The organism is Thauera carbonicopians (genome assembly GCF_025699485.1).
In the GTDB taxonomy this organism is placed as follows: Bacteria; Pseudomonadota; Gammaproteobacteria; order Burkholderiales; family Rhodocyclaceae; genus Thauera.
Genome location: NZ_JANUXN010000001.1, coordinates 363,323 through 375,746, shown reverse-complemented (window position 1 = coordinate 375,746; position 12,424 = coordinate 363,323). Strand labels below are relative to the sequence as shown.

General features: G+C 65.7%; 12 protein-coding genes. 1 reads left to right on the top strand and 11 read right to left on the bottom strand.

Annotated features, from left to right (window positions below; all coding sequences use genetic code 11):
• Positions 1-35 precede the first annotated feature (35 nt).
• The 11 genes from lpxD to rpsB all read right to left on the bottom strand — a co-directional run bounded on the left by lpxD (position 36) and on the right by rpsB (position 11,289).
• Positions 36-1,040: a UDP-3-O-(3-hydroxymyristoyl)glucosamine N-acyltransferase gene (lpxD, locus tag NX068_RS01850; RefSeq protein WP_263459587.1), complete on the bottom strand. Its 1,005-nt coding sequence runs from the start codon at positions 1,038-1,040 to the stop codon at positions 36-38.
• A 13-nt stretch (positions 1,041-1,053) separates the two neighbouring features.
• Positions 1,054-1,554, bottom strand: coding sequence for an OmpH/Skp family outer membrane protein (locus NX068_RS01845; protein ID WP_263459586.1), 501 nt, complete (start codon positions 1,552-1,554; stop codon positions 1,054-1,056).
• A gap of 35 nt (positions 1,555-1,589) precedes the next feature.
• The gene (gene bamA / locus NX068_RS01840; RefSeq protein WP_263459585.1) at positions 1,590-3,938 is read right to left on the bottom strand and encodes an outer membrane protein assembly factor BamA; all 2,349 of its coding nucleotides are present in this window, start codon (positions 3,936-3,938) and stop codon (positions 1,590-1,592) included.
• Positions 3,939-3,946: 8 nt separating this feature from the next.
• Positions 3,947-5,311, bottom strand: a complete 1,365-nt coding sequence (gene rseP / locus NX068_RS01835) for an RIP metalloprotease RseP (RefSeq protein WP_263459584.1) — start codon at positions 5,309-5,311, stop codon at positions 3,947-3,949.
• Entirely contained in the window at positions 5,311-6,510 is a 1,200-nt protein-coding gene (ispC, locus tag NX068_RS01830) for a 1-deoxy-D-xylulose-5-phosphate reductoisomerase (RefSeq protein ID WP_263459583.1), read from the bottom strand. Before ispC ends, rseP begins: the two co-directional genes overlap by 1 nt.
• A 51-nt stretch (positions 6,511-6,561) precedes the next feature.
• Positions 6,562-7,386 (bottom strand): phosphatidate cytidylyltransferase, encoded by an 825-nt coding sequence (locus NX068_RS01825; RefSeq protein ID WP_263459582.1) that lies wholly within the window; start codon positions 7,384-7,386, stop codon positions 6,562-6,564.
• Positions 7,379-8,167: a polyprenyl diphosphate synthase gene (gene uppS, locus NX068_RS01820; protein ID WP_263459581.1), complete on the bottom strand. Its 789-nt coding sequence runs from the start codon at positions 8,165-8,167 to the stop codon at positions 7,379-7,381. Before uppS ends, NX068_RS01825 begins: the two co-directional genes overlap by 8 nt.
• 46 nt (positions 8,168-8,213) lie before the next feature.
• The gene (gene frr, locus NX068_RS01815; protein WP_068637315.1) at positions 8,214-8,771 is read right to left on the bottom strand and encodes a ribosome recycling factor; all 558 of its coding nucleotides are present in this window, start codon (positions 8,769-8,771) and stop codon (positions 8,214-8,216) included.
• Positions 8,772-8,791: 20 nt separating this feature from the next.
• Positions 8,792-9,505: a UMP kinase gene (gene pyrH / locus NX068_RS01810; RefSeq protein WP_263459580.1), complete on the bottom strand. Its 714-nt coding sequence runs from the start codon at positions 9,503-9,505 to the stop codon at positions 8,792-8,794.
• A 10-nt stretch (positions 9,506-9,515) separates the two neighbouring features.
• Positions 9,516-10,427 carry a translation elongation factor Ts gene (tsf, locus tag NX068_RS01805; protein WP_263459579.1) on the bottom strand — a complete coding sequence of 304 codons (912 nt, stop codon included), beginning with the start codon at positions 10,425-10,427 and terminating at the stop codon, positions 9,516-9,518.
• A 106-nt stretch (positions 10,428-10,533) separates the two neighbouring features.
• Complete coding sequence (rpsB, locus tag NX068_RS01800; protein ID WP_263459578.1) at positions 10,534-11,289, bottom strand: 30S ribosomal protein S2; 756 nt, start codon at positions 11,287-11,289, stop codon at positions 10,534-10,536.
• 297 nt (positions 11,290-11,586) lie between these two features.
• Between rpsB and map the strand changes: the two genes are divergently transcribed.
• Complete coding sequence (gene map, locus NX068_RS01795) at positions 11,587-12,408, top strand: type I methionyl aminopeptidase (RefSeq protein ID WP_263459577.1); 822 nt, start codon at positions 11,587-11,589, stop codon at positions 12,406-12,408.
• The last annotated feature ends 16 nt before the right edge of the window (positions 12,409-12,424 follow it).

The following is a 12,424-nucleotide window of genomic DNA, read 5'->3' as shown; positions in this document are numbered from 1 at the left end:
GAGGATTGTCCCGGGGCCGGCCGTCGCGGCGGCCTTCATTGGTTTTCGAGTGAGCGGACGCGCCCGGCCAGCGCATCGAGGTGGCGCAGATGGGAAAAATTGCGCACCCAGTCGGCGTGCGGCTGCACCGGCAGGCTGGCGGTGTAGACGCCGGGCCGGGTGATCGACTTGCTGACCAGCGTACCGGCGGAAACGACGACGTCGTCGCAGATCGTCAGATGGCCGATGATGCCTGCCTGGCCGCCGATCATGCAGCGCGCGCCGATGCTGGTGCTGCCGGCGATGCCGACGCAGCCCGCGATCGCGGTGTTCTCGCCGATGCGCACGTTGTGCGCGATCTGGATCTGGTTGTCGAGCTTGCAGCCGTCGCCGATCACGGTGTCGTCGAGCGCGCCGCGATCGATCGTGGTGTTGGCGCCGATCTCGACGTCGTTGCCGATGACGACGCGGCCGATCTGCGGGATCTTGATCCAGCGCCCATCCTTTTCACGGGCGAAGCCGAAGCCGTCGCTGCCGACGACCACGCCGGAATGGAGAATGCAGTTCTCCCCGACCACGCAGCCATGCTGGATCGTGACCCGCGCGGCAAGCCGCGTGCCGCGGCCGATGCGTGCGCCGCGGCCGATGTGACAGCCGGCGCCGACGACGACGCCCTCGCCGATTTCGACGTCCTCCTCGATCGACGCGCCCGGCCCGATCTCGGCCGACAAGGGCACGCTGGAGGCCAGCGCGGCAAGCGCATGGACGCCGGGGCGCACCGCCGGCAGCGGGTTGAAGAGCTGGGCGACGCGCGCGAAGTACAGATAGGGATCGGCAGCGACGATGGCGCTGCGGCCGTTCAGCAAGGCCTTCGCATCCGGCGCGACGATGACCGCCGACGCCGCACTTTCGCGCAGCTTCGGCAGGTACTTGCGGTTGGCCAGAAAAGCGAGATCGCCTTCCCCGGCCTGGTCGAGCGTGGCCACCCGGCGGACGGCCACGCCGGCGTCGCCGGAAACTTCTCCTCCGAGCCGCGCGACCAGTTCGTCGAGACGGAACATGCGGACGGAAGGCTTACTTGGCGTCGGACAGGGCCTTGATGACCTTGTCGGTGATGTCGATGCGCGGGTTCGCGTACACCGCTTCCTGGAAGATGATGTCGAAGTTTTCCTTCTCGGCGATGTCCTTGACCGAGCGGTTGGCCTTGTCGAGCACCGAAGCCAGTTCCTCGTTGCGGCGCTGGTTCAGATCCTCGCGGAACTCGCGCTGCTTGCGCTGGAAGTCGCGGTTGAGATCGTTCAGCGCGCGTTCCTTGTTGCGGCGGTCGTTCTCGTTCATCGTCGCGCCGTCGCGCTCGAGTTCGTCCTGCATGGCCTTCAGGTCACGGGCCATGCGCTGGAGTTCCTGGTCGCGCTTCTCGAACTCCTTCTCGAGGCGCTGCTGGGCCCGCACCGCGGGCGCCGCCTCGCGCATCACGCGGTCGGAGTTGACGAAACCGATCTTGGTGTCGGCCACGGCGGCCTGCGACAAGCCGATCAGTGCAGCGCCCACCAGGGACAGGGTACTAACTTTCACTTATGCCTCCGAATGAAACTTGTTTGGCGCAGCGCTCAGAACACGCTGCCGAGCTGGAATTGGAAACGCTGGATCTCGTCGTCCTTCTCTTTCTTCAGCGGATGGCCGAAGCTGAACTTCAGCGGGCCGATCGGCGAACTCCAGGAGAAAGCCAGGCCGGTACTGTAGCGCAGGTCGTCGAACTTCATCTTCTGCTCCTTGCCGGTATCGGGGTCTTCGCCCCAGACATAGCCGGCATCGAAGAAGGCGGAGATGCGGAACGAGCGGTCGGTGCCCGAACCCGGCATCGGGAAGAAGAACTCGGCGTTGGTCACCAGCTTGCGGGTACCGCCGGTCGAGGTGATGTCGCCATCGGTATCCATGAACTTCGGCCCCAGCGTGCCCTGGTCGAAGCCGCGCACCGAGCCGATGCCGCCGACGTAGTAGTTCTTGTAGAAAGGCACATCCTTGCCGCCGAAACCCTTGGCATAGCCGAGGTCGGCATTGAGCATCAGCGCGTAGTCGCGCCCGATCGGGAACCAGTGCTGGTACTGGTAGCCCAGCTTGCCGTAGCGCAGGTCGCCCACCGGCACGGTGATTTCGCCATACACGCGCTGGTAGACGCCCTTGCGCGGGTAGATGAAGCTGTCGCGGCTGTCGCGCGACCAACCGACGGACAGCAGCAGGCTGCTGACGCTGACTTCGCCGACACCCTCGGCCGCCCCGGAGCCGCTGCAGCCGAAATCCTTGCAGAAGTCCTTGTACAGGCGCGGACTGTCCGAGTAGGTGGTGATCTTGGTGTGGTCCGCCGTCAGGCCGAAGTTGATCTGGTCGTCTTCGGCGATCGGCCAGCCCAGGCGCAGGCCCGCGCCGGTCGACACCGTCTTGTACGGCGACAAGGTGTCGTAGTCGGTCGGGTCGTAGGTGCGGTGGTACAGGTCCCAGCCGAGGCTGACGCCATCCACGGTGTAATAAGGATTGGTGAAGGACAGCGACAGCGTGCGGCTCGACTTGCTGGTGTTGAGGCCCAGGCTCAGCGCGTTGCCGCTGCCGAACAGGTTCTGCTGCGAGATCGAGGCCGACAGCACGATGCTTTCGGAACTCGAGAAACCCGCCCCCAGCATCAGGTTGCCGGTCGGCCGCTCCTTGACCGAGAAGTTGACGTCCACCTGGTCGGTCGTGCCCGGTACCGGCGGCGTCTCGACGTTGACCTCGTCGAAGTAGCCGAGCCGGTCGATGCGCGTCTTCGAGCGGTTGATCGCCGCGGCATCGTACCAGCCGCCTTCCATCTGGCGCATCTCGCGGCGAACCACTTCGTCGCGCGTCTTGGTGTTGCCGCCGACGTTGATGCGGCGCACGTACACGCGGCGGCCCGGATCGACGAAGATCGTGAACGCGACTTCGCGCTTCTCCTTGTCAACCTCGGGTGCGGCATTGACGTTGGCGAAGGCGTAGCCTTCGTTGCCCAGGCGGTCGGTGATCGCCTTGGTCGTTTCGGTGAGGCGTTCGCGCGAGAAGGTCTCGCCCGGCTTCAGCGTGGTCAGCGCAAGGTACTCGGATTCCGGGATGATGAGGTCGCCGGTGTAGCGCACGCCGGTCACCTTGTACTGCTCGCCCTCGGTGATGTTCACCGTGATGTAGATGTCCTTCTTGTCGGGCGTGATCGACACCTGGGTGGAGTCGATGTTGAAGTCGAGATAGCCCTGGTTCAGGTAGAAGGAGCGCAGGGTCTCGAGGTCGGCCGACAGCTTCTGGCGCGAGTACTGGTCGTTCTTGGTGTACCAGGTCAGCCAGCCCGGCGTGGTCAGCTGCATCTGCTCGAGCAGGTCGTCCTCGTCGAAGGCCTGGGCACCGATGATGCTGATCTGGCGGATCTTGGCGACGTCGCCTTCATCGACATTGAAGTTGATGCCGACGCGGTTGCGTTCGAGCGGCGTCACCGTGGTCGTGACCTGGGCCGAATACTTGCCGCGCGACAGGTACTGGCGCTTCAGTTCCTGTTCGGCACGCTCGAGCAGCGAGCGGTCGAAGATGCGCGACTCGGCCAGCCCCACTTCGCGCAGGCCGGCCTTCAGTGCGTCCTTGTCGAATTCCTTGACGCCGACGAAGTCGATCTGCGCGATCGCCGGGCGCTCATCGACGGCGACGACGATCACGTCGCCTTCGGTCTCGATGCGGACGTCGCTGAAGAAGCCGGTGGCGAACAGCGCGCGGATGGCTTCGGCGGCCTGGGCTTCGTCGAAGCGCTCGCCGACGCGCACGGGCAGGTAGTTGAACACCGTACCGGCTTCGGTACGCTGGATGCCCTCGACCCGGATGTCCTTGACCACGAAAGGTTCGAATGCGAACGCCGGCGCAGCGGCGAATAGGGCCATGATGAGCCCGGGCAGGAGCTTGCGATTCATGCAGGAGTTCAGCCGGAAATGAGTCGGTTGATGTCGTTGTAGAAGGCGAAGGCCATGAGCATCGCCAGGAGAACGAGACCGATCTGCTGACCGATCTCCATGACGCGTTCCGGAATCGGACCGCCCTTGATGATTTCGACCGTATAGTACAACAAGTGCCCGCCATCAAGCACCGGGATCGGCAGCAGGTTCAGCACCCCGAGGCTGATGCTGATCAGCGCCACGAACTTGAGGTAGTGGTCCAGCCCGAGCTGCGCGGTCTGGCCCGCATAGTCGGCGATCGTGACCGGACCGGAAAGGTTCTTCCACGACACTTCGCCGGTGAACATGCGGCCGATCATCTTCAGGCTCAGCACGCTGGTTTCCCAGGTCTGGCGCACCGCCTTGACCAGCCCTTCGCCGATGCCGTAGCGCACTTCGGCGAACATCGACAGCCCGTCCTGCAGCGGTTCGGCCACGCCCACGCCGATCCGTCCGATGCGCGCTCCGCCCTCGACCAGTTCGTCCGGCACGATGTCCAGCACGAATCGCTCGCCGCCACGTTGCACTTCGAAACGCAAATCCTGCCCGGCCGCGTCCCTGACCTTGGCAACCAGTTCGCCCCAGGAAGCGATCGGCGCGTCGTCGATCGCCAGGACTTCGTCGCCGCTTCGCATGCCGGCACGGGCCGCCGCGCCGTCCTCGGCGACCCGCCCGATGACCGCGGGAATCAGCGGGCGCCAGGGCTGCAGGCCGAGGCGAACGATCAGGTCCTGCCGTTCGTCGTCGATCGGCACGCCTCTGAGATCCAGCCGGCGGACGGCCTCCCTGTCATCCAGCGTACGCACATGGAGCAGCACCTCGCGGCTGTCGAGCGCATGGCGCAGCAGGACCCAGCGCAAGTCCTGCCACGAGCGCACGGCTTCGTCGTCCACCGCGAGCACGAGGTCGCCGTCCTGCACGCCGGCCGCCTGGGCGATGGCCGGCGTGTCCGACAAGGCCAGGCGCGGCCGCAGCTCGTTGCTGCCGGTGACGAACAAGCCCCAGTACAGCGCCACCGCCAGCAGCAGATTCGCCAGCGGGCCGGCGGCGACGATCGCGAAGCGGCGCCAGACGCTCTGGCGGTTGAAAGCCCGGTGCAGTTCCTCCGGCGCGACGGGGCCTTCGCGCTCGTCGAGCATCTTGACGTAGCCGCCCAGCGGAAAGGCCGCAAGCGCCCATTCGGTGCGGTCACGACCGGCCTTGCACGACAGCAGCGGCTTGCCGAAACCGATCGAGAAACGCAGCACCTTGACGCCGCACCAGCGCGCGACGAGGTAGTGGCCCAGCTCGTGGATCAGGATCAGCAGGCCCAGCGCAAGCGCGAAAGGCACGAGGTAGTCGAACAAATTCATCAGGCTGCCGCCAGCTTGTTTATTTCCAGCCGTGCCCGCTCCCTCGCCTGCGCGTCGGCGGCCAGCACGGCCTCCAGCGAATCGACAGCGAAGTCGCCGGTACGTTCCAGGCAGGGTTCGATGACGCGGGCGATGTCGAGAAAGCCGATGCGATGGCCGAGAAAGGCCTCGACCGCTTCCTCGTTGGCCGCATTGAGCATCGCCGGCGCGGCGCCGCCGGCTCGCAGTGCCGCGAATGCCAGCGCCAGACAAGGGAAGCGGGCCAGATCCGGGCGCTCGAAATCGAGCCGGGCGACGTCGAACAGGTCGAGCGCACGCACGCCGGCATCGATGCGCTCGGGCCAGGCCATGGCATGGGCGATCGGCGTGCGCATGTCGGGGTTGCCGAGCTGGGCGATCACCGAACCGTCGACGTACTCCACCATCGAATGGATCACGCTCTGGCGATGGACGACGACTTCGATGATGTCGGCGGACGCGCCGAACAGCCAGTGCGCCTCGATGACTTCGAGGCCCTTGTTCATCATCGTTGCCGAATCCACCGAGATCTTGCGGCCCATCACCCAGTTGGGGTGGGCACAGGCCTGCTCCGGCGTGACGCCGGCGAGCGTTTCCAGCGGACTGGCGCGGAAAGGCCCGCCCGATGCGGTCAGCAGCACCCTGCGCACGCCGGCGCGCTGCGGGTCGCGCGCATAACCGGCGGGCAAGGCCTGGAAGACGGCGTTGTGTTCGCTGTCAATCGGCAGCAGGGTGGCACCGCTCGCGGCCACCGCATCCATGAACAGCCGCCCCGACAGCACCAGCGCCTCCTTGTTGGCCAGCAGCACCTTCTTGCCGGCGCGCGCGGCGGCAAGCGCGGGACGCAGCCCGGCGGCGCCGACGATCGCCGCCATGACCATGTCGGCTTCGGGCGCGGCAGCGATTTCGGCCAGCGCCTCGCTGCCGCACAGCACTTCGGTGCGGCTGCCCGCCGCACGCAGCGCCGTCCGCAGGCGTGCGGCGGCATCGGTATCGACCAGCACGGCGAATTCCGGTGCAAAGCGCAGCACCTGTTCGAACAGCTTGTCGTCCTGGCGGTGCGCACTCAGCGCGAAGACCGAGAATCTATCCGGGTGGCGGGCAACCACGTCGAGCGTGCTCTGGCCGATCGAACCGGTCGCCCCCAGGACGGTGATGCGCTGGATGGCGTGTTGGGACATTGTCGTCGTGAAAAAACGGGGGGAAAACGGAAACGGCGCGAGCCGCCCCGATCATTGGGCAATCAGCACCAGAAGAAGGGTAACCGTCGGCAAGGTCGAAGTGAGGCTGTCGATGCGATCGAGGAGACCTCCATGGCCGGGCAGGATGCTGCCGCTGTCCTTCAGGCCGGCCTGGCGCTTGAGCAGCGACTCGTACAGGTCGCCGACGATGCTGATCGCCGTCCACAGCACGAGGACGAGAACGGCGGCAAACATGCTGTCGGGGAGACTGCCCATCCGCACGGTGTGCACGATCAGGCCAAAACACATGACCGCGAGTACCGCGCCCGCAGCTCCTTCCCAGGTCTTGCCCGGACTGATCGCGGGTGCGAGCTTGTGCTTGCCGAAAGCGCGGCCGGCAAAATACGCGGCAATGTCCGCGACCCATACCGTCGCCATCGCGATGAGCATCGTCCCCGGACCCATCGCGCGAAGCTGGATCAGCGCGAGCGCGGTCGGCACGAGCACGACGAAACCGGTGAGCACGGCCAGCACCGGGTCCGACAGCTGCCACTTGCGTACCAGCCACGACGGCGCCAGCACCAGCCAGAACGCCGCGCTGACGACATAGAGCGGCGTCAGCCCGAACTCGTATCCGGTCGGGAAAGGCGAGCTCAGGCCGGCGAGATGGCCGAGCAGCAGGCAGAGCGCGCCGAAGCCCAGCGTCGTCGCGACCCGCAGCGTGCGCGCGAACCCGGCCAGCGCGCCCCACTCCCAGGCCGCAGCACTGCACAGCAGCGCGCAGAACACCAGCCAGCCCGCCGGGGGAAGGAGGAAGACGGCCGCGAGCAGGCCGACGAGAAGCGCGATCGCGGTGATGATCCGCGCCTTAAGCATGAGGCCTCTCGCTCTGCGGAACGCCACGGACGACGAGTTGCTCGCTGGTCCGGCCGAAGCGGCGCTCGCGCCCCTGGTAGGAATCAATCGCCTCGTCGAGCGCGGCCGCATCGAAATCCGGCCACAGCGCGTCGGTGAAATACAGCTCGGTATAAGCGAGCTGCCAGAGCATGAAATTGCTGATGCGCTTCTCGCCGCCGGTGCGGATGAAGAGGTCGGGCTCGGGCGCAAAGCTCATCGACAGGGCGCCCGTCAGCTCTTCCTCGCTGAAGCCGTCACGGCGTTCGGGATGCGCGCGCATCAGTTGCGACACCGCATTGGCGATATCCCAGCGGCCGCCGTAGTTCGCCGCCACGCACAGATTGAGCTTGGCATTGCCGGCGGTCTTCTCCTCGGATTCGCGGATGACGCGCACCAGCTCCGGGTCGAAGCGGGACATGTCGCCGATGACTCGCAGGCGGATGCCGTTGTGATCGAGGCGCGCCACTTCCTTGTGCAGCGCGCGCATGAAGAGCTGCATCAGGAAGGAGACCTCGTCCGCCGGCCGGCGCCAGTTCTCGGAGCTGAAGGCGAACAGGGTCAGGTATTCGACCTCGCGCTCGACGCAGGCCTTGACCACCGTGCGAACGGCTTCGAGCCCCCGCGCATGCCCGGCGACGCGCGGCATGAAGCGCTTGCGCGCCCAGCGCCCGTTGCCGTCCATGATGATCGCGATGTGCCGCGGTACCGCGGGCACCTCGGGGATGTCCCGCGTGGAGCTCGTGAATCGTCTGTCCGTCATTGTCCGCCTCCTGTCCTGCCCATGAGGGAAGAGCCGATCCGGCGGATCAGATCTGCATCAGTTCCTGTTCTTTCGCGGCAAGCAGCTTGTCGACCTCGGCGACGTACTTGTCGGTCAGCTTCTGGACGTCCTCCTCGGCACGGCGCTCGTCGTCCTCGGAGATTTCCTTGTCCTTGACCGCATCCTTGAGCTGCTGGTTGGCGTCGCGTCGCAGGTTGCGGATCGCGATCTTGGCGCCCTCGCCTTCCTGCCTGACGATCTTGGTCAGGTCGCGGCGGCGCTCTTCGGTCAGCGCAGGCATCGGCACGCGCAGCATCTCGCCCATGTTCGCCGGGTTCAGGCCGAGATCGCTGTCGCGGATGGCGCGCTCGACCTTCGGCAGCATCGGCTTTTCCCAGGTCTGCACACCGATCGTGCGGGCATCGATCAGGGTTATGTTGGCCACCTGGTTCACCGGCACCATCGAGCCGTAGTACTCGACCATGACGTGGTCGAGCAGGCCGACGTGGGCGCGGCCGGTACGGATCTTGGCCAGATCGGTCTTCAGCGCCTCGACCGATTTCTGCATCTTCTGTTCAGCGGTCTTCTTCAGTTCGGAAATCATCAGCGCATTCTCCAAGGGCGTCAGGAATGAACCAGCGTGCCTTCGTCCTCGCCCATGACGACGCGCCTGAGCGCACCCGGCTTGAAGATCGAAAACACGTTGATGGGCAGCTTCTGGTCGCGGCACAGCGCGAACGCGGTCGCATCGAGCACCGCCAGGTTGCGGCCGATCGCCTCGTCGAAGCTGATGCGATGGTAGCGCTGGGCATCCGGGTCCTTCTTCGGGTCGGCGGTATAGACGCCGTCCACCTTGGTCGCCTTCAGTACGATCTGGGCACCGATCTCGGAGCCGCGCAGCGCCGCCGCAGTGTCGGTGGTGAAGAAGGGGTTGCCGGTACCGGCGGCGAAGATCACCACGCGCCCCTCTTCCAGGTGGCGAATCGCCCGGCCGCGGATGTAGGGTTCGACGACCTGGTCGATGCGCAGCGCCGACTGCACGCGCGCCTCGACGTCGATGCGGCGCATCGCGTCGGCGAGCGCCATCGCGTTCATCACCGTCGCCAGCATGCCCATGTAGTCGGCCGTGGCGCGGTCCATGCCGGATGCCGCGCCTTTCATGCCGCGGAAGATGTTGCCGCCGCCGATCACCACACCCACCTGGACGCCCAGGCGCGAGATCTCGGCGATCTCGGAGACGATGCGGGTCACCACGTCCTCGTTGATGCCATAGGCGTCGTCCCCCATCAGGGCTTCGCCGGACAGTTTCAGCAGGATGCGCTTGTAGGCGGCGGACATGTGCTTCTCCTTACTGCTTGGCTGCGGCGGCAGCCGCTGCGGCAGCCTGTTGCTCGGCCACTTCGGCGGCGAAGTCGGTCACCTTCTTCTCGATGCCTTCGCCGACGATGTACAGCGTGAAGCCGCCAACCGAAGCGCCCCTGGCCTTCAGCAGTTGCTCGATGGTCTGCTTGCCGTCCTCGGCCTTGACGAAGACCTGGGCCAGCAGCGTGACTTCCTTCAGGAACTTCTGCACGGTGCCGTCGGCGATCTTCTCCAGCATCGCTTCGGGCTTGTTGTCGGCACGCGCCTTTTCGATGGCGATGCGGCGCTCGGCGTCGATCAGCTCCTGCGCGACCCCCGAGGCATCCAACGCCTTCGGCTTGGACGCGGCGATGTGCATCGCGATGTCGCGGCCCAGTTGCTCGTCGCCGCCGACCAGATCCAGCAGCACGCCGATCTTGGCGCCGCCGTGGATGTAGCTGAACAGCTGGCCCTTGGCTTCGACGCGGACGAAGCGGCGGATCGACATGTTCTCGCCGATCTTGCCGACCAGCGCGGCGCGCACGGATTCGACCGTGCCGTCGGCCAGCGGCAGCGCCGACAGCGCGGCGACGTCGGCCGGATTCTTGTCGGCGACGAGCTTGGCGCAGTTCTGCACCAGGGCGAGGAATTCGTCGTTCTTGGCGACGAAGTCGGTTTCGCAGTTGACTTCGACGATGGCGCCCAGCTTGCCGTCGGCCGAGATTTCGATGCCGACCACGCCTTCGGCCGCCACGCGGGTTGCCGCCTTGGTTGCCTTGTTGCCGAGCTTGACGCGCAGGATCTCTTCGGCCTTGCCCATGTCGCCGGCCGCTTCGGTCAGCGCCTTCTTGCACTCCATCATCGGCGCGTCGGTCTTCTCGCGCAGTTCCTTGACCATGCTCGCGGTGATTTCCGCCATGCTAACTCCTCGAATTTCGGCTATCGCCCGCATCGGCCCGGCCGATGCGGAACGGGTATTCATGATGACAAAAAAAGGGCCCCTCAAGGCCCTCGCAAGCCGCAGATCAGGCCTGCTCTTGGGTGTTCTCTTCCTCGACTTCGACGAACTCGTCGCCGCCGGCATCGACGATTTCCTGCAGCACCTGGCTGCGGCCCTGCAGCACGGCATCGGCCACGCCACGGGCGTACAGGCGGATCGCGCGCGAGGAGTCGTCGTTACCCGGGATCACGTAATCCACGCCTTCGGGCGTGTGATTGGTATCGACCACGGCAACGACCGGGATGCCCAGCTTCTGGGCTTCGGTGATGGCGATCTTGTGGTAGCCGACGTCGATGACGAACAGCGCGTCGGGCAGGCCGCCCATGTCCTTGATGCCGCCGATCGACTTCTGCAGCTTCTCCATTTCGCGGCGCACGGTCAGCGCTTCGCGCTTCGACAGGCGCTCGATGGAACCGTCTTCGACCATGGCCTCGACTTCCTTCAGGCGCTTGATCGACTGCTTGACGGTCTTGAAGTTGGTCAGCATGCCGCCGAGCCAGCGCTCATCGACGAAAGGCATGCCGGCACGGCGGGCTTCCTCGGCGATGATCTCGCGCGCCTGGCGCTTGGTGCTGACGAACAGGATGTTGCCGCGGTTGGCGGCCAGCTTGCGCACGAAGTCCATCGCTTCGTTGTACTTCACCATCGTCTTCTCGAGGTTGACGATGTGGATCTTGTTGCGCTGGCCGAAGATGTAGGGGGCCATGCGCGGATTCCAGAAACGGGTCTGGTGGCCAAAGTGGACGCCCGCTTCGAGCATCTGACGCATCGTGACTGACATGTGAAACTCCAGATTTGAAAGGGTTAGACCTCCGCCCCGGGAGTGCTCCGCCACGCGCACCGACCATCACCTGGCCCGCACGCGCCCTTTGCACCTTGCCGGCCTGCGCACCTTCGGTACGCGCGCCGGACCCCATTCCGCAGGACGTGTGGATTTTTGCCTGCCCATGCAGACAAGCCTGCGATCTTAGCATGCGGGCGTTACCCTGCTCAAGGGTGGACGCGCTTCACGTTTGCTCGCCGCTGCCCGCTTGCGATACCTTTAGGCTCTTTCCAGCCCCAGCAGACAGAAACCGACATGAGCATCGTCCTCAAGACCCCGGAAGAGATCGAAAAGATGCGCGTGGCCTGCCGCCTCGCCGCCGAGGTTCTCGACTACATCGCCCCCTTCGTCAAGCCGGGGGTCACCACCGGCGAACTCGACCGCCTGTGCCACGATTACATGGTCGATGTGCAGCAGACGATTCCGGCGCCGCTGAACTACGCGCCGCCGGGCTACACGCCCTTCCCCAAGTCGATCTGTACCTCGATCAACCACCAGGTCTGCCACGGCATCCCGGGCGACAAGGCGCTGAAGAAAGGCGACAGCCTCAACATCGACATCACCGTGATCAAGGACGGTTTCCACGGCGACACCAGCCGCATGTTCCTGGTCGGCGGCGAGGCCGCGGCCAGCATTGCTTCCCGGCGGCTGGCCCAGATCACTTATGAATGCATGTGGCTGGGCATCGCCGCGGTGAAGCCGGGCGGCCATCTGGGCGACATCGGCGCGGTGATCCAGAAGCACGCCGAAGGCAACGGCTACTCGGTGGTGCGCGAATTCTGCGGCCACGGCATCGGCCGCAAGTTCCACGAGGAGCCGCAGGTGCTGCACTACGGCAAGGCCGGCACCGGGCCTGAATTCCTGCCGGGCATGATCTTCACCGTCGAGCCGATGATCAACGCCGGCAAGGCCGCCATTTCCGAACTGCCCGACGGCTGGACCATCGTCACCAAGGATCGCAGCCTGTCGGCGCAGTGGGAGCACACCGTGCTGGTCACCGAGACCGGCGTCGAAGTCCTGACCCTGTCCGAGCACTGCCCGCCCCCGCCGGCCATCGTCGCCTCGCGCTTCGCCTGAACCCGCTTTTCGCGCA